Origin of the sequence: Micromonospora peucetia, assembly GCF_900091625.1 — a bacterium.
Lineage (GTDB): Bacteria > Actinomycetota > Actinomycetes > Mycobacteriales > Micromonosporaceae > Micromonospora > Micromonospora peucetia.
Map to the genome: position 1 here is coordinate 70369 of NZ_FMIC01000001.1, position 25853 is coordinate 96221.

Below are 25853 nucleotides of genomic sequence, written 5' to 3' on the forward strand. Positions count from 1 at the left end.
CCGGAAGACCCCAGCGCGTGCGGGGACGACCGCGACCACGGGTCCACCTCGTACCACTCGCCGGGAAGACCCCCGCGCGTGCGGAGGCGACTTCGGGTCATCGCTGAACTTGTACCCGCCGAAGGGAAGACCCCCGCGCGTGCGGGGACGACGTCACCGTGTGGACCGAGTTCGCGCCGTTCCAGGGAAGACCCCCGCGCGTGCGGGGACGACCCCACGCGGCCCGCTCAACGTTGTCGTACACGAGGAAGACCCCCGCGCGTGCGGGGACGACCAGAACTTCGGCGGCCCGATCCAAGAGGTCTGGGGAAGACCCCCGCGCGTGCGGGGACGACGACCCGTGCGCCCCCGATGCGGTGACGGCGAACCGGAAGACCCCCGCGCGTGCGGGGACGACCTCGGGTCGTCCTGGAACGCGTACCCGCCGAACGGAAGACCCCCGCGCGTGCGGGACGACTACAACACGGCAGAGCAGATGACGCCGGCCGACGGAAGACCCCCGCGCGTGCGGGGACGACGCCGCCGGAGCCGGTCCGCACGGTGAGGGTGGCGGAAGACCCCCGCGCGTGCGGGGACGACGTTCCGTCCCTGTTCACGCGGCTGCGCGGCATGGGAAGACCCCCGCGCGTGCGGGGACGACTCTCAGCTCACCATGCCAGTGGTATCCGCCGTCGGAAGACCCCCGCGCGTGCGGGGACGACATCGCGGGCGAGCGTCTCGCCACCGGCGCCCGCGGAAGACCCCCGCGCGTGCGGGGACGACGACCTTGCGGCCGTCAAGCGCACCAAGAGCGACGGAAGACCCCCGCGCGTGCGGGGACGACATGATCACGGGCACGCCCGACCTGATCGCAGGAGGAAGACCCCCGCGCGTGCGGGGACGACCTGGTATGAGCCGGGGTACGTGTCTCGCGTCATGGAAGACCCCCGCGCGTGCGGGGACGACATGGCCTGGTACCTGAACCGCGCGCTGACGAACGGAAGACCCCCGCGCGTGCGGGGACGACGCTTGCTGACCTGCTCTTATTGGCGAGATAGGGGCCTGGTTCGATTAGTCCTCGCCGCCATATCTCCCCAACGATCGGTGTCTGCGCCTGGAGTCATTTCCTCGCAGGCGAACCATCGTACGGGCGGCAGTATGCGTGTGGGCGTTGGTCAAGTGTTAGTCGGGGTTTTGACTGGGCTCGCGTCGTCGAGGGTTGCTGTCGGTAGGGCGTTCTAGGGTGCACGCCATGGTTTCGGATCCGACTGGCGCCCTCGCTGTGTTGTGGGGGAAGTCCAATGCTGGCGGCAGGCAGAACCTGCTGGTGCAGCATTTGTTGGACTCGGCTGCGGTCGGTGAGTTGATCTGGGACTTCTATCTGGCGCCGGCGGTGAAGAGGCATCTCAACGACTCCTGCGACGAGCAGGGGCGGGTCGTGTTTGCCTTGTTGTGTGGGCTGCACGACTGTGGGAAGGCGGTGCCGGCCTTCCAGTGCAAGGACGAGGGCCTCTCGCAGGCGGTCCGGAGAATCGGCTTGGTGTGGCCTGCGCTCAATGCGGAGGCGCGGCGTTGGCATCACTCGTGCGCGGGGGCGGTGATTGCTTCTCGGGTCCTGTCTGCCAACGGGTGGAGTCCGGAGGTGGTCAGTTGGGTGTGGCCCGTAATCGCTGGGCATCACGGGCTTATTCCGTCTGACGAGATTTTCGCGGTGGCGAGGAGGCTGCGTAACGCGCAGGGCCGCGGTGGGCAGTGGGAGGCGGCGCAGGACCAGGTGGTGACGGCTGTCGCTTCGGCTCTCGACGTCGATCTTCAGCGGCTGAGTTCGATCCGGGTGCCGCGTCGAGGGATCCAACTGGCGCTGTCGGGCGCGGTAATCATGGCCGACTGGATCGCAAGCGGTGAGCACTTCGTCGGGGTCGACGAGATTGCAAAGGTGTCGGTGTCCACTGCTCGCAAGCGCGCCAGCGATGCCTGGTCGCTGCTTGACCTGCGGGGCGGCTGGGCGGGTGATTCCTATGTTTCGGTGCCGGACTTGGTGGCGGCCAGATTTGGTCGAGGTCCGGCACGGCCGGTGCAGGCCGCTGCGGTGGCGCTGGCGGAGCAGATGAGCGCGCCGGGTCTAGTGGTGATTGAGGCGCCGATGGGTGAGGGCAAGACCGAGGCGGCGTTGGCGGCCGCGGAGGTGCTCGGTCGGCGGTTCGGGCATAACGGTGTGTTCGTGGGGCTGCCGACCCAGGCGACGAGTGATCCGATGTTCGACCGGGTGCTGGCGTGGGCGGAGGCGGTCGAGCCAGGTCTGCCTGTGGGGTTGTTGCACGGCAAGCGGATGTTCAACTCGCGCTGGGCACAGTTGCAGAGCCAGGTCCGGTTTGTGGGCATCGACGAGTACGGCTGTGACGATGAGTACGGCAGCGGGGCGGGTCAGTGGGTGAAGCCGGAGCAGGCTCCGCCGGAGTGGTTCCTGGGTCCCAAGCGGGGCATGCTGATGCCGGTCGCCGTCGGCACTGTCGATCACTTGTTGCACGCGGCCACGCGTACGAAGCACGTCATGCTCCGCCACGCCGGCTTGGCCAACCGTGTTGTCGTCATCGATGAGGTGCACGCGTACGACGTCTACATGTCGCAGTTCCTCGAGGAGGCGCTGCGGTGGTTGGCGGATGCGGGTGTGCCGGTGATCCTGCTGTCAGCGACGCTTGCGCCCGGGCAGCGGGCTGCACTGGCTCGGGCCTATCTGCAGGGCGCCCATGGCACCCGCGAGGTGGACACCTCGGCGGTGTCTGCGATTGCCGGCTATCCGGTGATCCACGGGGTGAGCGTCGATGATCCGGCGCCGTTGTACAAGACGCCGCAGGCGTGGCGGTCGTCTGCGCCGGTGACGGTGCGGGTGGTGCAGGAAGCACCGAAGGACGGTCCGGGCGCTGTCGTCGACCTGCTGACCGATGAACTGTCCGAGGGTGGATGTGCCCTCGTCATCCGCAACACGGTGGGGCGTGCGCAGCAGACGTACCAGGCGCTGAAGAAGGTCATGAGGGACGACGAGGTCGTCCTGCTGCATGGCCGGCTGACCGTCGGTGAACGCGCGGAGCGCACCGCGAAGGTTCTGAGTCTTCTGGCCGCCCCGGGGGCTTCCGACGCTGCGGCTCGCCCGGCTCGGTTTGTGGTGGTCGCGACGCAGATCGCCGAGCAGTCCTTCGATGTCGACGCCGATCTGCTGGTCACCGATCTGGCGCCGGTCGACCTTCTGCTGCAACGGATCGGACGGATCCACCGGCATGACCGGCCGGCCACAGACCGGCCCGCCGGGCTTCGGCGACCTCAGGTCGTCGTCACGGGAATGACCACGGCGGGGACCGGTGTGCCGGTCTTTCCCTCCGGAAGTGAGTTCGTCTACGGCCGTCACATGCTCCTACGGACCGCGGTGCTGGTGCAGGAGGCGGCGGCCGGAGAGAGGTGGAGCATCCCGGCCGACGTTCCGGATCTGGTGCGCCGGGCGTACGGCGAGGAGGACATTGCCCCACCCCAGTGGAGGGAGTTGGCGGCTGAGGCCCGTAAGCAGTGGGTTGCGAGCGAGGGGCAACGGCAGGGGGCTGCGGTCTCCTTCCTGCTGTGCGGTGAGGACAACCTCGGCACAACGAACCTGGTTGGTCTGCACGGCCGGGCGACGGGCGACCTCCCCGACGACGACGCGGTCGCCGCTGTCGTCCGCGATGGCCCGGAAACCGTGGAAGTCGTTCTCGTCCGCGCGGATCGCAGCGGATATCTGACGCTGCAGGGCAGCAGTCTCGGCCCGAACGGCGACGGGGTCAGCGACCCTGAGATCGCCCGGTCCGTGGTTGGGGCGACGCTACGCCTGCCGCCGGCCCTCACCGACGCCGCGAAGGCAGACCTCAAACCGCTTCCCGGCTGGGACGGGAGTGCCTGGCTGCGCCGCTCGCGCGCCCTGGTGCTCGATGAGAGCTTCTCCACCTCGCTCGGAGGGCACCGTCTCACCTACGACGCGGACCTCGGACTCCTCCAGACGAGGCTGCGATGACGTGACATCTAACCCCGCGTAGGCGGGGACAAAGTTGCTCCGGTGTGCAGCTAGGCCGCTTCCCTGGATGACCCTGGCGTTGGCCAGGCAAGGCTCAGCATACGTACCTACCGGTCAGCATCATTCGTCGCTAGCCGGAAGGCCATCAGCTTGGCCGGTTCCCCTTAGGACCATAGCGTATGGTGACCGCATGGGACGGACACGAGACGACCACAAGGTGCTGCGTGCCATTGTCGAGGCCGCCGAGAGCGGCAAAGAGCTGGTAAACGCTGACGATCTGATCGATCGGACGGGGCTGGGTTACGAATCGGTCCAGCGTGCGCTGCGGACGCTGTCGGCCAGCCGTGACCTGTTCTTCAAGGTCAATCTGGGGGCCGGAGGAGATGTAGTTGCAGTCCACAGCGTTACGGCACTGGCACGGCTCGTGGCTGCCGGCTTACCGACGACGCCGGAGAAGCCTGATCGTCGCGCTCAAGGGCTCCTACGAACTGTTGGGACAGCGGTCGGGGGGTTCGCTCTGACGCTGACCGCGAAGGTCCTCGCCAACATGATCACCGAACAGACTCACCGCTGACGGATCGACCTCTGACTCTCTGGATGTGACATGAGCCCACCTTCGTTCAGCCTGGTTGATGAGCCTTGGATTGAGGTGACCGACGGCGGTCGCCCTACCGTGGTGTCGTTGCGCGACGCGTTGACCAGGGCGCATGAGATCGCTGGTTTGGCCACGGCCAATCCGCTGGAGATGGTGGCGGTGCTGCGGCAGGTGTTGCTGCCGGTGTATCTCGATGCGTGTGGGCGGCCGGCTGACCGGCGGCAGTGGTTGACGCGCTGGAACGCCGGGGAGCTGCCGGTCCCGGAGATCAAGCGGTACCTTGACGAGCAGCGTCACCGGTTTGATCTGTTCGGGGCCCAGCCGTTCGCGCAGGTCGCGGACTTGCGGACGGCGAAGGATGAGACCAGGCCGGTGGCGTTGTTGGCCGCGGCAGCTGCGACGGGCAATAACGTTCCGCTGTTCTCGACCAGGACCGAGGCCGAGCCGGTGGCGTTGTCTGCGGCGCAGGCTGCTCGGTCGTTGCTGGCCACGCAGTGCTGGGACACGGCAGCGATCAAATCCGGGGCGGTGGGCGACCCTCAGGTCGCCGGGGGGAAGACGACCGGTAACCCCACCGGTCCGCTCGGGTCGTTGGGTGTGACGGTGCCGATCGGGCGCAACCTTGCCGAGACGCTGCTGTTGAACACCCCGTTCGGGGGGCAGCCGGCGTCGGATGACGTGCCACAGTGGCGGCGGGCGCCGGCGACGGCCGGTTGGGCGCCACGGCCAGCGAAGGGTCTGCTGGATCTGCTCACCTGGCAGTCGAGGCGGGTGCGTCTGGTGCCTGAGTTCGACGGTGATCAGCTTGTGGTGCGGCGGGTGGTGTTGGCCGCCGGTGATCGGTTGCAGCCGGTTCCGTTGGACATTGAGCCGCACACCGCCTGGCGGCGGGTGGACAAGCCGAAGGCGAAGCAGCAGCCGCAGACGCCGGTGCGGCATGTGGCCGGCCGGCAGGCGTGGCGTGGTCTGGAGCCCATGCTCGCCACGGTCGCCAAGGCGGATCCGAAGTTCACCAGCAGCAGGCTGATCAACCAGTTACACAGCCTGCGCCCGCCGGCGGGCAGCCCTCAACCTGACGGGCTGCCAAGCGACACTCCCGTTCAGGTGATGACAGTCGGTGTGGTCTACGGCAACCAGTCCGCGGTCGTGGAGGATGTCCTGGCCGACCTGGTACCGCTGCCCTTGGCGGCCCTGGAGCCCTCCGAGGACGTTCACGTGTTCCTGGAGAACGTGCTGGTGCAGGCTGAGGGGTTGCGCCAGGCCGGGAACCGGTTGGTCGACGAGATCCGGCTGGCCAGCGGCGGTGAGAGCCTGCCATGGGACAAGGGCCTGCGAGTCGGTGACGCGTTGATGCACGAGCTGACTCCGGTCGTGCAGCGGCTGCTCGCGGGTCTGCAGCGGCAGCCTGAGCGCTGGGAGCAGGCCGAGCAGGCATGGCAGACGCTGGCGGAACGCATCGCCCTGCGCACCGCGGAGCCTGTTCTCTGCGCGGTACCGCCGTCGGCGTTCCTCGGCCGCAAGAGCAAGGACGGCAAGTGGACCCACCGGGCTGCGACCGCCGAAGCGGTCTACCGGCGGGCTGTTCGCAACGTCCTCGGTCGCTGACCACCACACACCTCGACCATCGGAGTTTCCCCATGTCCAGGCCTGAGAGCCCACGCCAGAACCGGCGCCCCTACTTCTGGGAGCAGTTCACCACAACCGTCCCGGAAGGTAGGGATCTTGCCGCGCTGCGCGCCGGGATCGGACGCGGCGCCGGTGAGGTTGCGGCCATGTGGCCGTACTACACGGCGCTGCGCCCGAGCGGAGAGGTCACGGCCCGGCTGCGGGCCGAACACGCCGCCCTGTGTCTGTTCGCCTCCCACCAACAATCCCAACGCACCCTCATGCACCGCCCTGGCATCGGCCTGGGCATCGCCATGGGAGTGCTGCGGGCCGACGGCAAGTTCAGCGAGGAGGCAGTGGACCGCCGGTTCGGTGCTGCCGCCACCGCGACCAGCTTCACCGAGCTCACCCTGCACCTGCGGGGCCTGGTGACCCAGCTACGCGCCCTAGCCAAGCCGCAGCCGCTGGACTACACCCGGCTCGTCCAGGACCTCGTCGACTGGCAGGACCCCGACAAAGCTGCGGTGACCCGGCGGATCTGGGGCAGCCAGTACTTCACCCGCCGCGACGACCGGGCAGGCGACGCCGACCAGGCGGCCACGGCTGACCCGGCCCCCGCAGCGTGACCCTCCCCTCCCCCACCCTCATCGCAGGCCCGTTCACCTATCAGGAGACGCCGTGACTGACCGCACCTACATCGACATCCACGTCCTGCACAGCGTGCCGCCGTCGAACCTCAACCGTGACGACGCGGGCAGCCCCAAGCAGGCCGTCTACGGCGGGGTCCGGCGAGCCCGGGTCTCATCGCAGGCGTGGAAACGCGCGACCCGCGTCGCGTTCACCGACGAGCTGCACCTGCCCGCCGAGCAGCTCGGCACCCGCACGAAGCGCATCAGCAGCCTGCTGGCCCGCCGCATCGCCGCCCGCACCGGCCTGGACGACGTCGCGGCCGCCCGACTGGGCACCGCCCTGCTGGCACAGGACCTGAACATCAAGGCCGGCAAGAAGGAAACCGAGACGGCGTACCTGCTGTTCTTCGGCATCAACCAACTCGACGCGATCATCGACCTGATCGCCGACCGGGCCGAGGAACTGGCCACGCTGGCTGACGACGCCCTCACCAAAGCGGTCGCTGACCTGCCCGTGCGTGAACAGCTGACCAACGGGCACCCGATCGACGTCGCCCTGTTCGGGCGGATGGTCGCCGACATCACCTCGCTCAACGTCGACGCCGCCACCCAGGTCGCCCACGCCATCTCCACCCACCCCGTAGAGATCGAGTTCGACTACTACACCGCCGTGGACGACCAGAAGACGGCGCAGGAAGACGCCGGCGCTGCGATGATCGGCACCGTCGAGTTCACCTCAGCCACGCTCTACCGCTTCGCGACCCTCGGCGTGCACCAGCTCACCGCCAACCTCGGCGGCGACACCAACGCCGCCCTGGATGCCACCCGAGCGTTCCTCACCGCGTTCGTCCGCTCGATGCCCACCGGACACCAGAACACCTTCGCCCACCGCACCCTGCCCAGCCTGGTCAGCTTCGTCGTCCGCGACGACCAGCCCGTCAACCTGGTGTCCGCGTTCGAAAAGCCGGTACGCAGCCGCAACAACGGCATCGCCGCAGAATCAGCCCGGCGACTGGCCAAGGAGCTGAGCCGCGCCGCCTCCTCGTGGGGCATCACCCCCCTCACGGTCGCCTCGGTCTACGAACCCGACAGCGACCAGGACACCGACACCCTCACCGCCGCGTTCGGTGCCCCCCACAGCCTGGATGAAGCCATCGCCTCCGTCCTGCAGGCCGTCCGGGACCGCCTCCAGGAGCCGGCGTGACGCAGAATCCCCACAGTCTGGTGCTGCGGCTAGCGGGCCCGTTGCAGTCGTGGGGCGCCCGAGGACAGTTCAACTGGCGCGGCACCCAGAACGAACCCACCAAGAGCGGCATCCTCGGCCTGCTCGCCGCCGCCTCCGGCTACCGTCGGCAGGACCCGATCGACGACCTACTCAGGCTCAGCCTCGGCGTGCGCACCGACCAGCCCGGCTCGCTGCTGCGTGACTACCACACCGTCAGCGACCACCGAGGTCGGCCGCTGCTGTCGGCGGCCGTCAACGCCAAAGGCGCGCAGAAGCCGACCTCCCCAGCCAAACTCACCCACGTCACCCAGCGCTACTACCTGCAGGACGCAGTCTTCGTCGCCACCGTCAGCGGACCCACCAGCCTGCTCCTCGCCCTAGTCGACGCGCTGCGCGCACCCGCCTTCCCGCTCGCGCTCGGACGCCGGTCCTGCCCACCGGCACTTCCCCTGCTGCTGACCCCAGCCGGGTCGAGCGTGGAGTCCGAGCCAGCGGCCAACGCGATCCGCACCGCCGAGGACGCCTTGTGGAGCGGCTCTCCACTCGATGTCCTCGCCGCCGTGCGCTGGCAAGCCAGTGACACCCACACCGCTGCCCGCCGACGACCCGCCCGGCCCGCAGCCGTCGACCTGCCCGTCACCGTCGACGACGACAACGGCGCTGACCTGCGCGCCGACGTGCCCCGCTCGTTCGACCCCCACAAGCGCGGCTTCAACACCCGCCGGGTACGCCAAGGATGGGTACGTATCCCCACCGGCGCACCCGACACCGCCCCACCAGACCATGACCCTTTCGCACTGCTCGGGTGGTAGCCCCATGCCATACCTGTCCCGTCTGCACCTCAACCCGCTGCGCACCCAGACACAACGCATGCTGCGCAACCCCCAAGTGCTCCACGCCGCCGTCCTCGGTGGCCTCAGCCGCCAACCCGTCACCGAGCGGGTGCTGTGGCGCCTGGACCCACCCCACCAGCACCGCCTCACACTGCTCGTCCTCACCGGATCCCGCCCGTCCTGGGAACACCTCATCGAGCAGGCCGGCTGGCCCGGCGCCGACGAACCCCAAACCCTGGTCAAGCCCTACGAACCACTCCTCGACCAGGTGCAGCGCGGCCGGATCTTTGCCTTCCGCCTGAAGGCCAATCCCACCAGCGCCACCAAGAAACCCGCCGCACCATCCGAGGCTCAGGCCCGGCACCTCGCCGGTCCCCGTCCCCGTGGCGTTCGCGTCGCGCACCGCAAGCTGCCCGACCAGCTTGACTGGCTCATCGCGCGGCTACGCCAGTCCGGCTGCTCTGTCCTGACCGACACGATCGCCGGCACCGAGATGCCGGCGGTGCAGGTGACCGACCGGCACCGGCTCCGCTTCCACAAGACCGGCGGCTCCCGGTCGGACACACCCCCGGTGACCCTGGAAAGCGCGACCTTCGACGGCATGCTCCGCATCGACGAACCGGAGACCGCCCGACAGACGCTCCTCGAGGGAATCGGCTCCGCCAAGGCGTACGGCTTCGGCCTGCTCACCCTCGCCCCACCCCACCCCCGCACAGCGAGCTGACATGTGGTGGCTCGCCGACCCACAGGACCTGCACCGAGTCAGCGACCGGATATCCAGCCTGTATGCCGAACGCTGCCACGTCGACCGCGCCGACAACGCCGTCGTCCTGGTCAACAAGGAACGGACCATCCGCGTCCCCGCCGCGATGGTCGCCACCCTGCTTCTCGGCCCCGGCACCCGCATCACCACCGCCGCCGTACGCCTGCTCGCCGACTCCGGCACCGCCCTGTGCTGGGTCGGTGAGCGCGGCGTCCGCCTCTACGCCAGCGGCATCGGCCCCAGCCGAGGATCCCAACTCCTGCTCCGCCAGGCATACCTCGTCACCCGCACCAAGGAACGCCTCGGCGTAGCCCGCCGTATGTATGGCATGAGATTCCCCGACGAGGACGTCAGCACCCTCAACATGCAGCAACTCCGTGGTCGGGAAGGCGCACGCGTCAAGAAGATCTATCGCCTGCACTCCACCCGCACCGGCGTGCCCTGGGACGGCCGACTCTACAAACCCGGCCAACCCTTCGAAGCCGGCGACGACGTCAACCGACTCCTCTCCGCCGGACACAGTTGCCTCTACGGCATCTGCCACGCCGCCATCGTCGGCCTCGGTGCCAGCCCCGGCCTCGGCTTCGTCCACACCGGCGGAGCCACCTCGTTCGTCCTCGACATCGCCGACCTCTACAAGGCCGACTACACCATCCCGCTCGCCTTCGACCTCACCGCGCAAGGACTCACCAGCGAACGCGACATACGCACCGCCTTCCGCGATCGCGTCACCGACGGCAAACTGATGACCCGCATCGTCCAGGACATCAAGGCACTACTACTCGACGGCAAAGACGACGACCACGACGCAGACGCCCACGAACTCTGGGACGACACGCTCGGCTCCGTACCCGGCGGCATCAACTGGGCACATGAGTACGCCGACAGTCTGGACACCGGCTCCTTCATCGGAGTCACCGGCCCAGACCTCAACGAACCCAGGTGGGACTTTTGACCGTCATCGTCCTCATCGCCGCAGCAGAAGGACTACGCGGACACCTCACCCGGTGGATGATCGAGGTCGCCGCCGGCGTCTTCGTCGGCAACCCCAGCACACGAGTACGCAACCGCCTATGGACCGTACTCTCCACCCGGGTAGGAGACGGACAAGCAATCATGGTCGAGCCGGCCCGCAACGAACAAGGATGGGCAATCCGCACCGCAGGCCGCGACCGCTGGCTACCCGTCGACCTCGACGGACTAATCCTGGCAGCCCGACCCCGCCGATAAAACGCCAGGTCGGCAAGCCTCGTCCCCGCACGCGCGGGGGTCTTCCCCCGAGTCGTCATGACACCCTTCAACCCGTGACCTCGTCCCCGCACGCGCGGGGGTCTTCCCCTCGCCGATGCGCTCTTGGCCCTGCGCGGAGTCTCGTCCCCGCACGCGCGGGGGTCTTCCCTCGCGGAGCTGCCGGGGGATGGCCACCTCAAGCTCGTCCCCGCACGCGCGGGGGTCTTCCTTCGGAGTTCCCGGCACCGACATGCCGAATTCTCTCGTCCCCGCACGCGCGGGGGTCTTCCGGCAGGCGACGCGTGGCCGCTGCTCAGCTCGCTCTCGTCCCCGCACGCGCGGGGGTCTTCCGGCCGGCACCCCCTACGTGGTGGGTGAAGAGGGCTCGTCCCCGCACGCGCGGGGGTCTTCCAGCCGATCGTCATCCCACACGGCGTCCGCGTTCCTCGTCCCCGCACGCGCGGGGGTCTTCCTAGGACCATGCGCCCATCATCGGCCTGATGCCCCTCGTCCCCGCACGCGCGGGGGTCTTCCCCGGGCTGTCCGCTTGATGTCCGCTAACCAGTTCTCGTCCCCGCACGCGCGGGGGTCTTCCCTGTTCGGTCGGGTGGGCGCCGGCCGCAGGAAGCTCGTCCCCGCACGCGCGGGGGTCTTCCTGGCTGCCCGAGCACCACAGCGGCGAGGTACCCCTCGTCCCCGCACGCGCGGGGGTCTTCCGCGCCCCCGCCCGGGATGGGTGGGGGCGCTGTCCTCGTCCCCGCACGCGCGGGGGTCTTCCCCAGGCGATCTGCTCATCCGACGGCTTCCGGTCCTCGTCCCCGCACGCGCGGGGGTCTTCCTCCTCCTGTCCCGCGCCGGCTGGCCGGAAATCCCTCGTCCCCGCACGCGCGGGGGTCTTCCAGACGGCCGGGTCGTCACGAGCGACCAGGCGTGCTCGTCCCCGCACGCGCGGGGGTCTTCCCTTCACGTCCCGGACGATCCCGACCGCCGTTTCCTCGTCCCCGCACGCGCGGGGGTCTTCCCGCCGCCCGGCGGGTGTCCGAGCGGGCGGCAACCTCGTCCCCGCACGCGCGGGGGTCTTCCGAGGTCGCCGAAAAGTCAGGCGTGCACCTCTCCCTCGTCCCCGCACGCGCGGGGGTCTTCCCCCGGGCCCGTAGCCGTCATCGGGCCGCGGCACCTCGTCCCCGCACGCGCGGGGGTCTTCCGGCCGGCGACGCCTGGCCCAGCGTGCAGACGATCTCGTCCCCGCACGCGCGGGGGTCTTCCGGGGTGGAACGCGCAGAGCGGGGGCGAGCAGGTCTCGTCCCCGCACGCGCGGGGGTCTTCCCTGGACCGCCGAGGGCGCCGAGGTGCCGGACAACTCGTCCCCGCACGCGCGGGGGTCTTCCGGCGGGCCTGATCCGCGCCCGCGCGGTCATGAACTCGTCCCCGCACGCGCGGGGGTCTTCCCGTGGACGAGGGCCGGCACCCTCCCCGGATGCCCTCGTCCCCGCACGCGCGGGGGTCTTCCGGGACGCCCGCCGGGCGTCCTCTCGCGAAGGTTCTCGTCCCCGCACGCGCGGGGGTCTTCCGCGAGGCAGCTCCTCGTCGGCGGACGGGCGGATCTCGTCCCCGCACGCGCGGGGGTCTTCCCGATCTCGGCCGCGCGGTCGCTATCGCTATCGCCTCGTCCCCGCACGCGCGGGGGTCTTCCGGCGTTCGCCATCTACAACGCGTTCGTGACGGACTCGTCCCCGCACGCGCGGGGGTCTTCCGCACGGCGGCGTGCACCCGGGCCCCTCGGAGGACTCGTCCCCGCACGCGCGGGGGTCTTCCGCACGGGGACCACGACCGGGTGGCGATGCTGTCCTCGTCCCCGCACGCGCGGGGGTCTTCCTGACGCTGTTGGCGTGCCTCACCCACCAGTCCACGCACGCGCGGGGGTCTTCCGAGCTACGCCCCCGCCTAGGAGTCCGTACGGTCCTCGTCCCCGCACGCGCGGGGGTCTTCCCTGCACTTCGTCGACGTTGACGCGTACGGGGAGCTCGTCCCCGCACGCGCGGGGGTCTTCCGCAGGCCAAGACCAAGGCCAAGGCACGCGCCCGCTCGTCCCCGCACGCGCGGGGGTCTTCCCCGGCCCGCGACCATCGGGGAGACCAGCGACGTCTCGTCCCCGCACGCGCGGGGGTCTTCCCGCGGACGACACCCCCGGGTCGCTGCCAGAGTCCTCGTCCCCGCACGCGCGGGGGTCTTCCCACGGCGCAGCCCTTTTGCTCGCGGACCTGCCGCTCGTCCCCGCACGCGCGGGGGTCTTCCGGTGCAGCCGAAGACCCGGTGGACCACGGAGGCCTCGTCCCCGCACGCGCGGGGGTCTTCCCGTGCCCTCCCCGCGCACGGGGACGGTCAGCCCCTCGTCCCCGCACGCGCGGGGGTCTTCCCTGCCAGTAGTAGGCGTGGACGTCGGTGTCGACCTCGTCCCCGCACGCGCGGGGGTCTTCCCCTGGGCCGGCGCATCAACCCTGACGCCCTGCTCTCGTCCCCGCACGCGCGGGGGTCTTCCCTCCGGGCCGGCCGGGGCGCTCTTCGCCGCCCGCTCGTCCCCGCACGCGCGGGGGTCTTCCGACCGCCGTTCGGCTGCTGGCCGCGCTGGGCAGCTCGTCCCCGCACGCGCGGGGGTCTTCCCTTCCGCGCGCCGGACAGCTTCACGCCCCGCTTCTCGTCCCCGCACGCGCGGGGGTCTTCCCGCGACCGGTCTCGACCCGGAGGATCTGGGCATCTCGTCCCCGCACGCGCGGGGGTCTTCCGCTGCTGGCGGCGCTGACCGCTCTCGGGATGACCTCGTCCCCGCACGCGCGGGGGTCTTCCGTCGCGTTCCCCGCCGACCGCGTCCCGCTCGTTCTCGTCCCCGCACGCGCGGGGGTCTTCCGACCGACCACGCGGATTCGCTGTGCATGTACCGCTCGTCCCCGCACGCGCGGGGGTCTTCCGCAGCTCTTCGGCGACCTACGCAAGCAGCAGGCCTCGTCCCCGCACGCGCGGGGGTCTTCCGGTGACGGTCTTTCCGCGCGTGTTGCGGATGGTCTCGTCCCCGCACGCGCGGGGGTCTTCCGTCGGCCAGCGGCGCCAAGGGCACCGCCGTAGCCTCGTCCCCGCACGCGCGGGGGTCTTCCGGGGGGCCGCTGCACGTTGGTCGGTCCTGGCCGCTCGCCCCCGCACGCGCGGGGGTCTTCCGAGCTGGCGACCACCGTCACCGGCTACGTCATGCTCGTCCCCGCACGCGCGGGGGTCTTCCGCGGCACGGCCGTATGCGGTCCCTGCTCAACCGCTCGTCCCCGCACGCGCGGGGGTCTTCCGGACATCGCCGAGGGCCACCGGCACCAGTGGACCTCGTCCCCGCACGCGCGGGGGTCTTCCTCCCCACGTCAGGACCCCTCTCCGGGCTCGCCGCTCGTCCCCGCACGCGCGGGGGTCTTCCCGAGCTGTACCTCGCGTTGACGCGGCTGACCACCTCGTCCCCGCACGCGCGGGGGTCTTCCCAGCGGCTGGATCAACGGGATCCTGTGGGAGGCCTCGTCCCCGCACGCGCGGGGGTCTTCCTCCGTACGCGTCGTCGTCGTCCATTTCGCCCGCCTCGTCCCCGCACGCGCGGGGGTCTTCCGACCAGAGAGGTATCCGACACGGCGCACCCCCCTCGTCCCCGCACGCGCGGGGGTCTTCCGTCGCTCATCCGGTTGAACACTTCCTGGGCGCTCTCGTCCCCGCACGCGCGGGGGTCTTCCGCGGTAGCCGAGGGCGGTGAGCTGCTCGCGCCACTCGTCCCCGCACGCGCGGGGGTCTTCCGTCGACGCCGTCCGATAGCCACGCGGCGTTGGTCTCGTCCCCGCACGCGCGGGGGTCTTCCCGGTCCCAACGGCTGGTCACGCCATCACCTCCGCTCGTCCCCGCACGCGCGGGGGTCTTCCGTGGGGGAACGACCATGGATCCGATCACCCTGGCTCGTCCCCGCACGCGCGGGGGTCTTCCGGTCGCCGCCGCGATGCGGTCGTTCGGCGAGTTCTCGTCCCCGCACGCGCGGGGGTCTTCCTCGTCGAGTGCCTTTTCGACTGGCATCGCCGGCTCGTCCCCGCACGCGCGGGGGTCTTCCGACCTGATCATGTACCTCGCCGCGCAGCCCCACCTCGTCCCCGCACGCGCGGGGGTCTTCCTGACTCCGGCGGCGGCGTGGCGTGCGAGCATCGCTCGTCCCCGCACGCGCGGGGGTCTTCCCCTGGTCCGGATCCACGCGCCGCATGCGCGAGCTCTCGTCCCCGCACGCGCGGGGGTCTTCCGGCTGCGGCGTTGGTGATCTCGCCCTCGGCGCGCTCGTCCCCGCACGCGCGGGGGTCTTCCCTGCAGGTCGGCGACTTCGGGTTCACCTCGATCCTCGTCGCCGCACGCGCGGGGGTCTTCCGCTGTCGGCCACCCGCTCTCACCCCCCTGCCTGCTCGTCCCCGCACGCGCGGGGGTCTTCCCCAGCGCCCGCGCGGCGTCCTCCGGGTTGACGTCTCGTCCCCGCACGCGCGGGGGTCTTCCGTCGCGTTCACCGCCGACCGCGTCCCGCTCATTCTCGTCCCCGCACGCGCGGGGGTCTTCCGCGGGAGCTCGACAAGGTCCTGGCGAACCCCAGCTCGTCCCCGCACGCGCGGGGGTCTTCCCGCTTCGCCGTCTCTGCCTCCGTCTGGGCAGCCCTCGTCCCCGCACGCGCGGGGTCTTCCGGTCGGCATCACCATTGTCGCTCGTCCCCGCACGCGCGGGGGTCTTCCGGTCGTCGCGGGTGTCTTCGTCGTCGAGGACCACTCGTCCCCGCACGCGCGGGGTCTTCCGCGGGTGCGCCACACCCGGTGATCCGCCACATCCTCGTCCCCGCACGCGCGGGGGTCTTCCCTCACCGGTGACGGTGACGTTGCGCCCGCCGACCTCGTCCCCACACGCGCGGGAGTCTTCCTGCGTGGTGCCCATCGCCGGATCACGGCCGACGCTCGTCCCCGCACGCGCGGGGGTCTTCCCCTGTTCGAATCCCGGAAGCCGTCCGGCCATCTCTCGTCCCCGCACGCGCGGGGGTCTTCCGTACGGCGGGTACGCGTTCCAGGACGACCCCCGCTCGTCCCCCACGCGCGGGGGTCTTCCGGACGCCGGGCGGGACCTGAACCGGCTGCGGGCCTCGTCCCCGCACGCGCGGGGGTCTTCCGGCTACGTGAATCCGGCAGGTCCAGACGAGAGGCCAGCGGACGCAACTCGATTAACCGCGGTTAACCAGGACACGCCGCCTGGATCAGGGCTTCTGGTCAGGCCCTAGGCAGCCCTAGCATGGCGGGCATCCGAAGTACCGCGGCCACGATCGGCCCGGGAAGCACACGGAACGGAGCCCGCATGACTCAGGTGCATGTCGTCGCCAACCAGAAGGGCGGCGTCGGTAAGACCACTCTCGCCGTGAACCTGGGGGCGGTGACCTACGACGTCTTGGTCAACCCCGAGCCGATTCTCCGGTCAACCGCTGAAGCTGTCGGCGATCCAGAGAGCCCGGTAATGGTTGCGTCCACAGACCCCCAAGCGTCGTCCGTGTGGTGGTCGAGGCGCGTGGAGCAGCAAGGAGGAGGGCTGCCGTTCGACTTCGCTCAAGTCGACGACCCCCGCGATCTCCGAAAGCTGCGGAACCTGCACTACGAGCACATCTTCGTCGACACGCCAGGCTCGCTGGAGGACGAGCGCATCCTCCAGGCCGCGCTCGACGAGTGCGATGACGTCCTCGTGCCGATGGTGCCGGAGCCACTCTGCTACGACCCGACGACTCGAACGATCGAGTCCGTCATCGCATCGCGCGGGATCCCGTACCGTGTGGTCGTCAACAGCTGGGACCCGCGAGACGGGCTCCCGGATCTTCAGCAGACCGCGCAGTTCATCCGCCGCAAGGGCTGGCCGATGTGTAACACCGTCATCCGGCGGTACAAGCTGCACTCGCGAGCCTCTGCGGAGGGCTTGGTCGTCACGCAATACCCGAAGAATCGGACGGCCATGGAGGCACGCGAGGACTTCTTCCGGCTAGCGCTGGAAATGGGCTATGGCGGGGGAACTACAGTCCCCTCGCAGGCCAGCGCGCCGAACCTCCAGGAGGTCTGACGTGGCGGGGAAGCGGGTAAACCTGTCGGACCTCGCTAGTGATCCGGTGCTGCCAGAGGCCCGCGTACCGGCCTTCGCCGAGGCAGCACCACGAACGGCCCGGGTTCACCATGTCGCGGCCAACCCACTGAACACCCGGGAACTCGACGCCGACCACGCAAAGATCGAGAGCATCGCCGAGTCGATGCGTACGCACGGGCAACTCCAGCCCTGTGCCGTGGTAGCCCGGGAAGCCTTCCTGCGCATCTTTCCGGAGCATGAGGCTGCGATCGGGAAAGCCGCATGGGTACAGGTCACCGGCGGTAGACGACGCGCGGCGGCGCTCCTGGTGAGCCAGCCAACGCTGGACATCGTCGTCAAGAACAACCTGGCGGACAGCAGAGAGGCGTGGGTCAGCGCCACGGCCGCCGAGAATCTCGACCGCGAGAACCTCGACCCCATAGAGGAGGCCAAGGCGGTTCAGCTGCTGGCGCAGGAGTGCGGGACAGGGAAGGCAGCAGCGATACGGCTGTCCCGCACACCCGCCTGGGTGACCCAGCGGCTCAACCTTCTCAAGCTGGCACCGGAAGTGCAGGCCATGCTGAGGTCTGGAGAGCTTCCTCTCCGAGAAGTCCGTGATCTTCACCAGCTCCCGCTCGATCAACAGCTCGGAGAACTGCAGCAGCGGCAGCAGCCGGCCGAGTCGCCTGAATTAACCGCGGTTAACCGTGAGCGCAGTCCCGATGGAGCCTCCCCCGCGGCAGCGAGAACTCGGGCATCGGCAGTAGCGTCCGCCATCAAGCGCCTCGGCGGCACGCCCGACAAGATCGCCGAGGCGCTACGGACAGAGATGACGGACGAGGATCTTCGAGTCCTGGCAGATCTCCTTCTGCGCTCACCTGCAGCTACCGGGGGAAAGGAATCAGTAGCCCTACAGCCGCAGGACAACTGAGCCTTGCGTTGTTTCGCTGGAAGCTACGGGCGGGCCAGAAGCCTGATCTAGCGATCGAGCGGGCCCAGCGTCTCCTGGCGCTTGCCTCCTGGTCGAGGTCGAGCCAACGAGAGAAGCACCCGTGTCCCGGTAACCGGGGGCACGGGTGCTTCCTTTGAAGCTGGATCGCTGCGGCCTGCGGTTACGTGGGCATGTGGATGACCGGCAGGTGCCCCTCGGGCCCGTACCGGTTGCCCTCGCTGGTCAGGATCGATGCCCGGTGCTCCAGGGCGGCCATCACCGTCGCTGCCAGGTCGACGCGCCCGGTGAGACCACGCCAGTAGGACAGTTCCTGCCACGACTCGCCCCGGGTGGGCAGCCGTGCACAGGAGTCGTGGCTGAGCAGCCGGTGCAGGTGCTTTCGGTGCTTGGCGTCGGCGGCCAGTTCCAGGGCCTCAGCGGCAGTGACCGCGGTGATGCCGAAGCGCTGGCCATCGGTGATGACCTCACCGATGGGTTCGCCGACGTGGATCGAGTACGGGTAGGCCAGCAGCGCTGAGCGGTCCAGCACCAGCGCGACCGGGCGCTGCTCGTCCTCGGCGCTCACGCGGCCGGCCGGCTGGCGTCGTCTGGCTCATCCTGCATGTGCTGGCGCATCCGGTCGCGTACGGCGTCGTAGCGCTCTTGGGGCCATTGGGCCTGCACCTGTAGCCGGCGGGCGCGAGCCTCGGCCATGCCTTGGTCGGTGAGCTGCACCCCGGCATCGGCCATCAGGGCGCGGAACTCGTCCATGCGCCTGCGGTCGCGGACGGCCTGGGCGACGTACGCGGAGGCGTTGGGCTGCTGCTCCAGGGTCTCGGCCACGTCCTCGGGCACGGAGACCGTCACTCGGCGCTTTGTCATACCGATCAGGCTACTCCTGTCATACCATCACGTACAGCAACGTCATGAACTCAGAAGGGCGCCGGGCCGGGGGTACGGTCCGAGAGCGGGATCGGGGGCTGCTGGCCGACGTCGGCCAGTTCCTGGGCCAAGTCGCGGTCGATGATCTCGGCTCGGCCGCTGACGTGGGTGCAGTCCGGCCGCTCGCAGGTGAACCCGCCGCCGGGAAGCCGCCGGTGGTCCTGGTCGTACGTCGTCGCGGCGTTGTCGATGTCGGTCACGATCTCGTCCTTTTGTCTGGTGGCGTACCGGCGGGCAGTTCGGCGTGCAGGTAAAGGGAGACACTGTCGCCGCTGCGGCGGGGGACCGGTCGGCTGGTGTGGGTGATGGTGAGGGCCTGGGGGAGGCGGCGGCCGGCACCCGGCCGGGCAGGCCACCTGTCGGCGGCCGGCGTGGCCAACCCTCCGGGCGAGGCAACCCCGGGTTCTCGCCAGGAAGGCACGACAGGTGATCGATGATCGATATTTATGGCTTCGCGGGTGACAGCGGCATAGAGCGGGTACACTGTGCTCCATGTGGAGGCTCTTTTACTGCCCGCCTGGTGTCGCGATCCAGGCGGGGGCTATGAGCGACACCGCGAAGGTGCCCTCGTAGCCAACCCCCGCACGCGCAGCGCCCAGGCCAAACGGCCGGGGCGCTTTTTTTGTGGTCAAGAAGGGATGGGCGCACATGTCGAACCTCGCGCAGCTCGCGGGCCGCCTCGGCGCGCTCGGCTTCGGCTTTACCTTTCCCTTTGACCGGTTCACGATGACTGCGGCCCCGGAGCGATTGCTCCGGGGCCGCAGTCGTTTCGGCGGGCCAGGCTGGCACCCGGTCTGCCGTCGTTCCTCTCGGATGCACCCGAACGTCCGGGTCATCCAGGTCCCGGAGCGTTCCCACGCCTACCTGACAAGTCCGCGTGGGGGCGCTCCACAACCGATCCCCTTGCTAGAAAGGACCTCCTCCCATGATGCCTGCTCAACTGGCGGGTGCGCTCCCCAATACCGCGGGTGTTGACCTTGCCGCGCACGGCGTGACCAACGGTGATTGGCTCGGGTTCGGCAGCGGCATCGCGATCGGGATGCTGGCCATCGCCGTCGCCATCGCCATTGCCTGGTGGCAGCGTTTGATTCACCTGCGGGACCGAGCCGCAGATCGCGCGGAGCAGCGGCGGCGGCAAGACGACGAGCGTGATCGTCAGCGTCGTCTCGACCATCGTGATGTCTGGCGCGCCGAGTACGAGGAGATCCGCGAGTTGTTCAAGCTCGGAGAGGACATCGCCTACCACTCCACGCACAACGGGCCGCACACCACCGCTGAGCAGGCGGGAATCGGACTCGCTGGGTTCAAGATGAAGGCTGACCAGCTAGCCGGCCGGTGCCCCGACGCCCTGCAGAAGCCGTTGCTGCGGATCGCGACGCTGGCTAACCGCCTGGCCCACGCCGCAGTGCCAGAGACCGCCGACGTCGCGGCCGCATACGCGGCCGCCGCTGGCCACCCCGTGCCAGCCCATTTGCAGGTGCGCGCCGCTCAGTTGCTGGCCATCGAACAAAACCGGGCAGCTCGCGAACTCACCGAGGAGCTCAGCGCCGCGTGGCGGACGCTTCGCGACGAATGGGGCACGTGAGCCAGCGGACTGGTTCATGACCCGGCGCCCTTTCGACGGGCACCACACGGCAGGCGACGATCCGTGCCGTGCCGGCCGCACTGGCTCGTCGACGTCGGCGGCGGGTCGGTTGGTCAGTCTCTGCGGTACAGGGCCTCAGTAACGACGTCGATGCCGTGGCGGTCAATCATCTGCTGCAACTCCTGCGCGGGGGTGGGTCGGCCACGGCTGTCGGCGCGGTCCGCTCCCTGCCCGTGCAGTCCGAGAGCGAAGCGGACGGTCTGCTCGTCCGCGCCGTTGCGCAGGGCCTTGGAGATCTCGGCGGTCTGCTGCTGTTGGAGGCGGGCGGCTTCCTTGCTGAGCTTGGTCCGGCGGGGGTCCCTGGGGCCCATGCCGGCCAGCTCGGTCTCGACGCGGTCGAGGTCCCGGCCGGTGCCGATCGCTCTGTTGATCCAACCCATATGTCTGTCCTCCTTGGGGCAGGGGTAGTCAGTTCTCGTACCAGCGGTACCTGGGATACGTGGTGTTAGTGGGCCAGAGTCGGGGGAGGCCGGTGCCCGGCTGGGCGACCGCTGGCCAGTCCTGCGCGTCGGCGGCGATGGCGCGGGCGGCGGCGTGGTCGCCACGCGCGGCGGCGCGGGCGGCGGCCAGGGCGGCGTGGCGGCCGGCGCCGGGCCCGGCGCGCTCGGCCTGGCGGGCCTGCTCGCGGCTGTCCCACTCGGCGCGAGCGGCATCGCGGGCGGTGGCCACTGCGGCGGCCTGCTCGACAATGTCGCGGCGGTGCTCGGCGACGACCTGGGCGCGGTGCTGGTCGTAGCGGCGGGCCGGGTGCGGCGGCTCGACGTCGCCGGTCAGCGACTCGTCGAGCAGGGACCGCAGGTAGCCCAGCGGCAACTTCGGCGCGTCGAGCAGCTCCCGGCCGCCACGGCTGCGCTCGATCCAGTCGAGCAGCACCGGCATCGTCCAGCCCGAACCGAGCCGGGACCCGAGCGTGGCCGCGACCCGGGGCAGAGGCACGTTTGCCAGCCACTTCCAGGCCCGCCGTGCGGCCCGTGCCAGGTCGTACGCGCCCCATCCCATCCAATCTGGACGGCGCGACCCTCGTGACGGCGCACACGCCCTCTCGATCGGCCTAGGACGCCGTACGGATCGTGGCACCCCTCTTGCTGGTGAGCGCGAAGCGCCATTCTCCCGCCGACTCGGCCCCACGGACTGAGGGTGAGTGATCGACGGAGGAGTCTTACCCCGAACCACGAGCCAGGAGTAAACACTCATACCTGTAGACGCTGCGCGGGGTGGCAGATATTCAGCGCGTGCCGAGCGAGGTCCTCGGCGCCCTCGATGGCGGTGTCCCGGGCGGCGGCCACGGCCTGGCGAAGCTGAGCACGCCGCGCCATGGCGGCCATGTCCATCACCGTGCCGGCGCGGGCGTGCAGCGCGTCGACGTCGTCCTGGGCGGCCTCCAGCAGCGCCACGGCGTGCGCGAGCAGCCCCTCGATCACTAGGAGCGCCACCGGCAGGTACGGCTCCCGCGCGACAGCACGCTCCCGGCCGCCCAGGGGCGCCAGGTCGAACTCCGCCCGGTCGTACGTGCGGCCCAGCCGGGTCCGCTCCTCCATCGACAGGCGGCGGCCCTGAGCGGTGCGCTCCATCCACTCCAGGGCCTCCGCGCGGGCCCAGCAGCCGGTGACGGTGCGCGGCTGGCAGCCGGCCAGCTCGGCGGTACGCAGCCGCCCCGGACGGGTGATCCGGGCGTTGGCGTCCACGGCCAGCACGCCGGCGACGCGGGCCAGCACCGACGGACGACCACGCTTCGACGCCTTCGCCGACGCCTGGCGGGCCAGCAGATCGGCCAGGTGCACCACCGCACGCCCACGGCGACGGCCGTCAGCGAACGCCTCGATGACCTCCCGCAGTCGCTGCACCCACGCGGTCAGCTCCGCCACCCGCTGCTCAGCCTCGGTGATCTCGACCATCTGGCCGAAGCGGGCCTCCACCGCGACCCGCTCCGCCTGGACGACGGCCGCCGCGGTGGCCTGCTCGGCCTCCTGCTCTAGGGCGAACTCCTCGCGGATAGCCGCCAGCCACGAGTAGCCACACAGCCAGCACGCCGGCGACGGCTCCCACTCACCACACGCCGCACAGCCCTCCACAACGTCGTCGACGTCGTCGAGCACCCCGGCGCGTAGCTCGGTCGCCTGGCGGCGCTCTTCCCGCTCCGTGCGGCTGCGCCAGCATGGAATGCACAGCGGTTCCGACCCGGCGCCGTCACGGGGCAGGCCCTGCGTGTCCCGGCCCGCACTGGCGCAGGACGCGCACGGCGTCTGCACACCGGTCGGATACACCGGCCGCCGACGAGCACCCGCCGGAGCGACCAGCCGGGCCTGCCCGGTTCGGGTCGTCTCCACCAACAGGGCGGGCCGGGCCAGGTGCACCGTGCAGCGGTCGCGGCCGGGAGCGGCCAGCACCGCCGACCGACAGCGGCGCAGACCGGGCAGTGCCCGGTCGCGGCCACCCGGTCGGCGGACAGCAGGGTCACGTTCGGTGCCGTCATCATCGCGGCACCGCAATCACGGCAGGATCAGGCGAGGGGACTGGGCGCGCACAGGTGTCGCCGCGACACGCAGAGAAGGTGTCGAGAGACAACAGTGCACCCAGCCCGGAGGTGGGTGCTATGGTGTCCTCCGAGCTTGTGAAGAGCCTCAAACCCTCACCGCGGCCAAACGAGAGGGGTTTGGGGCTCTGTTTTTTTTGTGGAGTTAGGGGTTGAGCGCTGGCGCTCCCTCAAGATCAGATCGGGGTTATAACCCGTGGATCTTACGGCGACATTCGATCGCTCAGGGAGCCAACACGCGCCGAAACCAGGGATCCCCGGGGATCCTGTGTAGACTCCACCGCAAATATGGAATACCATCACGAGCCGGGCGGCATTTGCGGCAAAGAAAATCTGAATACATGCAGCCGAATGGCGCCCGGTCAATCGGGCCGCCCATTCGCGCGCCTTGAATGGTCACTTGGGCCGGTGAATGGTGTCGCAGTAGACCGCGGTGCCGTCTCCGTCGTGGGCGTACAGCTCGCCGTAGCGGTCGGCCGGCCCTCAACAGCGTCGAGCAGCCGCTGCGCCTGGCGGCAGCGGCGTCGAGGGTGTCGGCGGTGAAGTAGGTGACGGCCTGGGGGTTGTCGGGCTCCGGGTCCGGTGACGACGTCGAGGCGGTACTCGTTGGTGGCGCCGGTGACGTAGATGGCGAAGAGGCGGCGGGTCATCGGGCCACCGCCTCGGGGTGTGGGGGCCGACGTAGCCAATCGCCGTGGTGGTCACGGTCATGGCGATCACCTGACCCAGATCGCCAGGGCGGCGGTGACGGCGCGCCGCGTACCGCCAGTACAGCGGTTACCGCCCGGGCGATGGCCCGGTACTTGGTGCGGACGGTGCGCGAGAGCCACCAGAGCTCGCGGCGCGGGTCAGCGGAATCATCTGCGGAACTTGCTCGGCGTCACCGCGGCGAGGCGGGTGAGCACGTCCTGGGCGTCGTCGGCGTCGGCGTAGGCCACGAAGCCGAAGTCGCCGCCGAGGCGCGGCGGAGGCCATCAGCAGCAGCACCACGGCGGTCAGCACCACGGCGGTCGTCGTCGCGCCGGTGACGAGGGCTGCGGTGGGGAGGTGGCCGCTGGCTCCGGCGCCGCCGAGCACTGCCAGGCCGGCGCCGAGCAGTACGCCGGCCATCTGCAGGTAGCCCGACGCTTGGGGTCGACGCGGTACAGCTCGGCCGCACGGTGGCGATCTCGGCGTCTAGGGCTGCGGTGGCGGTGCCTCGGCCGCAGCGGAGCGTGGGCTCCGGCGCGAGCGAGGATCTCCAGCTCACTGAAGTCGCTGTCGGTGGTGCCGCAGCCGGTGCAGCGGAGGTGCTGTTGGCGAGGCTGGTAGAGATCTCCACCAGCACCGCGAAGGCGCCTGCGGTCGGGATCTGGAAGTGCGGCGCGGGCCGTACGGGCTGCGCGGCTCGTAGGTGCTGGCGTACGCGACGCCGAGGTAGGTCGACTCTCCGGGATCAGGCACGATGAGGGTGCTCCTCTGGTTCGTTGTGGGCTGGATGGGTGGCGGGCGGCCCCGGGCTGTAGGAGGCAGGGGGCCGCCCGCGCGGCGTTATCGGCTGGTGGGTCGTACAGAACGGAGTCGGGGCGCGGTACACCTCGCGGCGGCAGGAGTCGTCGTAGCCGCACCAGCTCCACGGGGCGTCACTCGGGCGCAGCGGGGTGACGCGGGTGTCGGCGAGGATCTGCGCGGCTCGTCGCTCCAGTCGATGCCGGTGGCGATCGCCGCGGCGGCGGCCTCGTCGATGTGGCGGGCGCACAGTCGGTGTGCCAGGGCGAGGCCGCTGGGCAGGTGCACGAGGCTGTAGCGGCCGTCGAGGCGCTGCCCGTCGTCGACGGTGACGTGCACGGCCAGGCCCGGCGCGACGGCCAGCCGGTGACGATCATCTGGCTGACGCGGGGCTGGTCGGCGGCGTCGGTGTCGCTGACCTGAAGGCGGACGGGGATGGTGACCGGGGTGGTGGTGGTGCGGGTCTGGTGGTCGTCATGGCGGAGGTCTCCTGTCCTGGTTAGCGGCGGGTGCCGCTGCGGAAGGGCAGCACCGTGGCGTCGGTGCTGTCGTCGGGCTCGGTGGCCGGCTGGCCGCCGAGTGCGGTGAGCAGGTCGGGCAGCTCGTCGGGGCGGATGAGGACGTCGCGGGCCTTGGAGCCTTGGCGGGGCCGACGATGCGCAGGTCGGCGAGGGTGTCCATGAGGCGGCCGGCTTTGGCGAAGCCGATGCGCAGCTTGCGTTGCAGCATCGAGGTCGACCCGAACTGGCTGGTGACGATCAGTTCGATGGCCTCGCGCAGCAGGGCCCGCTCGTCGGCGTCGAGGTCGTCGAGCGCCGTGGTGTCCACCGTCGGCCCGGCAGGGGTGGTGGCGGCCGGCGGCACGGCGGAGGTCGCGGCGGCCGGCTGAGCGCTGGCCTGGGTACGCCAGTGGTCGACGACGGCGGCGACCGGCGTCGGACACCCAGGCGCCCTGGATCCGGATCGGGGTGGACGCGCCCATCGGCAGGTACAGGCCGTCGCCCTTGCCGAGCAGTTTCTCGGCGCCGGGCTGGTCGATGATGACCCGGGAGTCGATCAGGGAGCTGGTGGCGAACGCGAGGCGGGACGGCACGTTGGCCTTGATCAGTCCGGTGACCACGTCCACGGAGGGGCGTTGGGTGGCCAGGACCAGGTGGATGCCGGCGGCGCGGGCGAGCTGGGTGATCCGCACGACGGAGTCTTCGACGTCGCGGGGGGCGACCATCATCAGGGTCGGCCAGCTCGTCGACGATGACCACCAGGTACGGGTACGGCTCCAGGGTC

General features: G+C 70.3%; 19 protein-coding genes, 2 pseudogenes and 2 CRISPR repeat arrays. Of the genes and pseudogenes, 13 read left to right on the forward strand and 8 right to left on the reverse strand.

Features of this window, described 5'->3' with window-relative positions:
* Window positions 1-490: 490 nt before the first annotated feature.
* Window positions 491-1006: direct repeats of the CRISPR family, unit length 28 nt; unit sequence GGAAGACCCCCGCGCGTGCGGGGACGAC.
* A gap of 225 nt (window positions 1007-1231) precedes the next feature.
* From GA0070608_RS00365 to GA0070608_RS00415, 11 genes are all read left to right on the forward strand, one after another.
* Window positions 1232-4015 carry a CRISPR-associated helicase/endonuclease Cas3 gene (locus tag GA0070608_RS00365; protein WP_091619688.1) on the forward strand — a complete coding sequence of 928 codons (2784 nt, stop codon included), beginning with the start codon at window positions 1232-1234 and terminating at the stop codon, window positions 4013-4015.
* Between the two features lie 190 nt (window positions 4016-4205).
* Window positions 4206-4589 carry a hypothetical protein gene (locus tag GA0070608_RS00370; RefSeq protein ID WP_141719380.1) on the forward strand — a complete coding sequence of 128 codons (384 nt, stop codon included), beginning with the start codon at window positions 4206-4208 and terminating at the stop codon, window positions 4587-4589.
* A 30-nt stretch (window positions 4590-4619) separates the two neighbouring features.
* Entirely contained in the window at window positions 4620-6215 is a 1596-nt protein-coding gene (gene casA, locus GA0070608_RS00375; protein ID WP_091619615.1) for a type I-E CRISPR-associated protein Cse1/CasA, read from the forward strand.
* 32 nt (window positions 6216-6247) lie between these two features.
* Window positions 6248-6841, forward strand: a complete 594-nt coding sequence (casB, locus tag GA0070608_RS00380) for a type I-E CRISPR-associated protein Cse2/CasB (RefSeq protein WP_091619619.1) — start codon at window positions 6248-6250, stop codon at window positions 6839-6841.
* A gap of 52 nt (window positions 6842-6893) precedes the next feature.
* On the forward strand, window positions 6894-8048 hold the full coding sequence (gene cas7e, locus GA0070608_RS00385) for a type I-E CRISPR-associated protein Cas7/Cse4/CasC (protein WP_091619622.1): 1155 nt from the start codon (window positions 6894-6896) through the stop codon (window positions 8046-8048).
* On the forward strand, window positions 8045-8881 hold the full coding sequence (cas5e, locus tag GA0070608_RS00390) for a type I-E CRISPR-associated protein Cas5/CasD (protein ID WP_091619625.1): 837 nt from the start codon (window positions 8045-8047) through the stop codon (window positions 8879-8881). Before cas7e ends, cas5e begins: the two co-directional genes overlap by 4 nt.
* A gap of 4 nt (window positions 8882-8885) precedes the next feature.
* A complete protein-coding gene (cas6e, locus tag GA0070608_RS00395) occupies window positions 8886-9626 on the forward strand; it encodes a type I-E CRISPR-associated protein Cas6/Cse3/CasE (protein WP_091619628.1) in 741 nt (246 codons plus the stop codon).
* A 1-nt stretch (window position 9627) separates the two neighbouring features.
* On the forward strand, window positions 9628-10620 hold the full coding sequence (gene cas1e, locus GA0070608_RS00400; RefSeq protein ID WP_091619631.1) for a type I-E CRISPR-associated endonuclease Cas1e: 993 nt from the start codon (window positions 9628-9630) through the stop codon (window positions 10618-10620).
* A complete protein-coding gene (cas2e, locus tag GA0070608_RS00405; RefSeq protein WP_281185680.1) occupies window positions 10608-10895 on the forward strand; it encodes a type I-E CRISPR-associated endoribonuclease Cas2e in 288 nt (95 codons plus the stop codon). The genes cas1e and cas2e overlap by 13 nt, the downstream gene beginning before the upstream one ends.
* A gap of 18 nt (window positions 10896-10913) precedes the next feature.
* Window positions 10914-15980: direct repeats of the CRISPR family, unit length 28 nt; unit sequence CTCGTCCCCGCACGCGCGGGGGTCTTCC.
* Between the two features lie 303 nt (window positions 15981-16283).
* Window positions 16284-17030, forward strand: coding sequence for a ParA family protein (locus tag GA0070608_RS00410; RefSeq protein ID WP_091619637.1), 747 nt, complete (start codon window positions 16284-16286; stop codon window positions 17028-17030).
* A 1-nt stretch (window position 17031) separates the two neighbouring features.
* Window positions 17032-17961, forward strand: a complete 930-nt coding sequence (locus GA0070608_RS00415) for a ParB/RepB/Spo0J family partition protein (RefSeq protein ID WP_091619640.1) — start codon at window positions 17032-17034, stop codon at window positions 17959-17961.
* A 181-nt stretch (window positions 17962-18142) separates the two neighbouring features.
* Here the strand turns inward: GA0070608_RS00415 and GA0070608_RS00420 are convergent, their stop codons facing one another.
* The 3 genes from GA0070608_RS00420 to GA0070608_RS00430 are packed head-to-tail and all read right to left on the reverse strand — an operon-like array spanning window position 18143 to window position 19103.
* Window positions 18143-18547 carry a hypothetical protein gene (locus GA0070608_RS00420; protein ID WP_091619643.1) on the reverse strand — a complete coding sequence of 135 codons (405 nt, stop codon included), beginning with the start codon at window positions 18545-18547 and terminating at the stop codon, window positions 18143-18145.
* Window positions 18544-18843 (reverse strand): hypothetical protein, encoded by a 300-nt coding sequence (locus GA0070608_RS00425; protein WP_091619646.1) that lies wholly within the window; start codon window positions 18841-18843, stop codon window positions 18544-18546. Before GA0070608_RS00425 ends, GA0070608_RS00420 begins: the two co-directional genes overlap by 4 nt.
* 50 nt (window positions 18844-18893) lie before the next feature.
* Window positions 18894-19103: a hypothetical protein gene (locus GA0070608_RS00430; protein ID WP_091619649.1), complete on the reverse strand. Its 210-nt coding sequence runs from the start codon at window positions 19101-19103 to the stop codon at window positions 18894-18896.
* A 728-nt stretch (window positions 19104-19831) separates the two neighbouring features.
* Between GA0070608_RS00430 and GA0070608_RS00435 the strand changes: the two genes are divergently transcribed.
* A complete protein-coding gene (locus GA0070608_RS00435) occupies window positions 19832-20488 on the forward strand; it encodes a hypothetical protein (protein ID WP_141719381.1) in 657 nt (218 codons plus the stop codon).
* 113 nt (window positions 20489-20601) lie between these two features.
* Here the strand turns inward: GA0070608_RS00435 and GA0070608_RS00440 are convergent, their stop codons facing one another.
* From GA0070608_RS00440 to GA0070608_RS34240, 4 genes and pseudogenes are all read right to left on the reverse strand, one after another.
* Entirely contained in the window at window positions 20602-20928 is a 327-nt protein-coding gene (locus tag GA0070608_RS00440) for a hypothetical protein (protein ID WP_091619655.1), read from the reverse strand.
* A gap of 28 nt (window positions 20929-20956) precedes the next feature.
* The gene (locus tag GA0070608_RS33170; protein WP_281185681.1) at window positions 20957-21484 is read right to left on the reverse strand and encodes a hypothetical protein; all 528 of its coding nucleotides are present in this window, start codon (window positions 21482-21484) and stop codon (window positions 20957-20959) included.
* Window positions 21485-21738: 254 nt separating this feature from the next.
* The gene (locus tag GA0070608_RS00450) at window positions 21739-22935 is read right to left on the reverse strand and encodes a hypothetical protein (RefSeq protein ID WP_091619659.1); all 1197 of its coding nucleotides are present in this window, start codon (window positions 22933-22935) and stop codon (window positions 21739-21741) included.
* A 542-nt stretch (window positions 22936-23477) separates the two neighbouring features.
* Window positions 23478-23731, reverse strand: a pseudogene (locus GA0070608_RS34240) (hypothetical protein).
* A 1120-nt stretch (window positions 23732-24851) separates the two neighbouring features.
* Here GA0070608_RS34240 and GA0070608_RS32450 point away from each other — a divergent pair.
* On the forward strand, window positions 24852-24992 hold the full coding sequence (locus GA0070608_RS32450; protein ID WP_176733590.1) for a hypothetical protein: 141 nt from the start codon (window positions 24852-24854) through the stop codon (window positions 24990-24992).
* A 76-nt stretch (window positions 24993-25068) separates the two neighbouring features.
* On the opposite strand, the pseudogene GA0070608_RS00470 reads toward GA0070608_RS32450, so the two are convergent.
* Window positions 25069-25853: pseudogene (locus tag GA0070608_RS00470) on the reverse strand (DNA translocase FtsK); the annotation flags it as partial.

Coding starts and splice junctions, on each gene's coding strand:
- GA0070608_RS00365 (WP_091619688.1), top strand. CDS start 1,232: ATGGTTTCGGATCCGACTGGCGCCCTCGCTGTGTTGTGGGGGAAGTCC.
- GA0070608_RS00370 (WP_141719380.1), top strand. CDS start 4,206: ATGGGACGGACACGAGACGACCACAAGGTGCTGCGTGCCATTGTCGAG.
- casA (WP_091619615.1), top strand. CDS start 4,620: ATGAGCCCACCTTCGTTCAGCCTGGTTGATGAGCCTTGGATTGAGGTG.
- casB (WP_091619619.1), top strand. CDS start 6,248: ATGTCCAGGCCTGAGAGCCCACGCCAGAACCGGCGCCCCTACTTCTGG.
- cas6e (WP_091619628.1), top strand. CDS start 8,886: ATGCCATACCTGTCCCGTCTGCACCTCAACCCGCTGCGCACCCAGACA.
- cas1e (WP_091619631.1), top strand. CDS start 9,628: ATGTGGTGGCTCGCCGACCCACAGGACCTGCACCGAGTCAGCGACCGG.
- GA0070608_RS00410 (WP_091619637.1), top strand. CDS start 16,284: ATGACTCAGGTGCATGTCGTCGCCAACCAGAAGGGCGGCGTCGGTAAG.
- GA0070608_RS00425 (WP_091619646.1), bottom strand. CDS start 18,843: ATGACAAAGCGCCGAGTGACGGTCTCCGTGCCCGAGGACGTGGCCGAG.
- GA0070608_RS00435 (WP_141719381.1), top strand. CDS start 19,832: ATGCCTGCTCAACTGGCGGGTGCGCTCCCCAATACCGCGGGTGTTGAC.
- GA0070608_RS00440 (WP_091619655.1), bottom strand. CDS start 20,928: ATGGGTTGGATCAACAGAGCGATCGGCACCGGCCGGGACCTCGACCGC.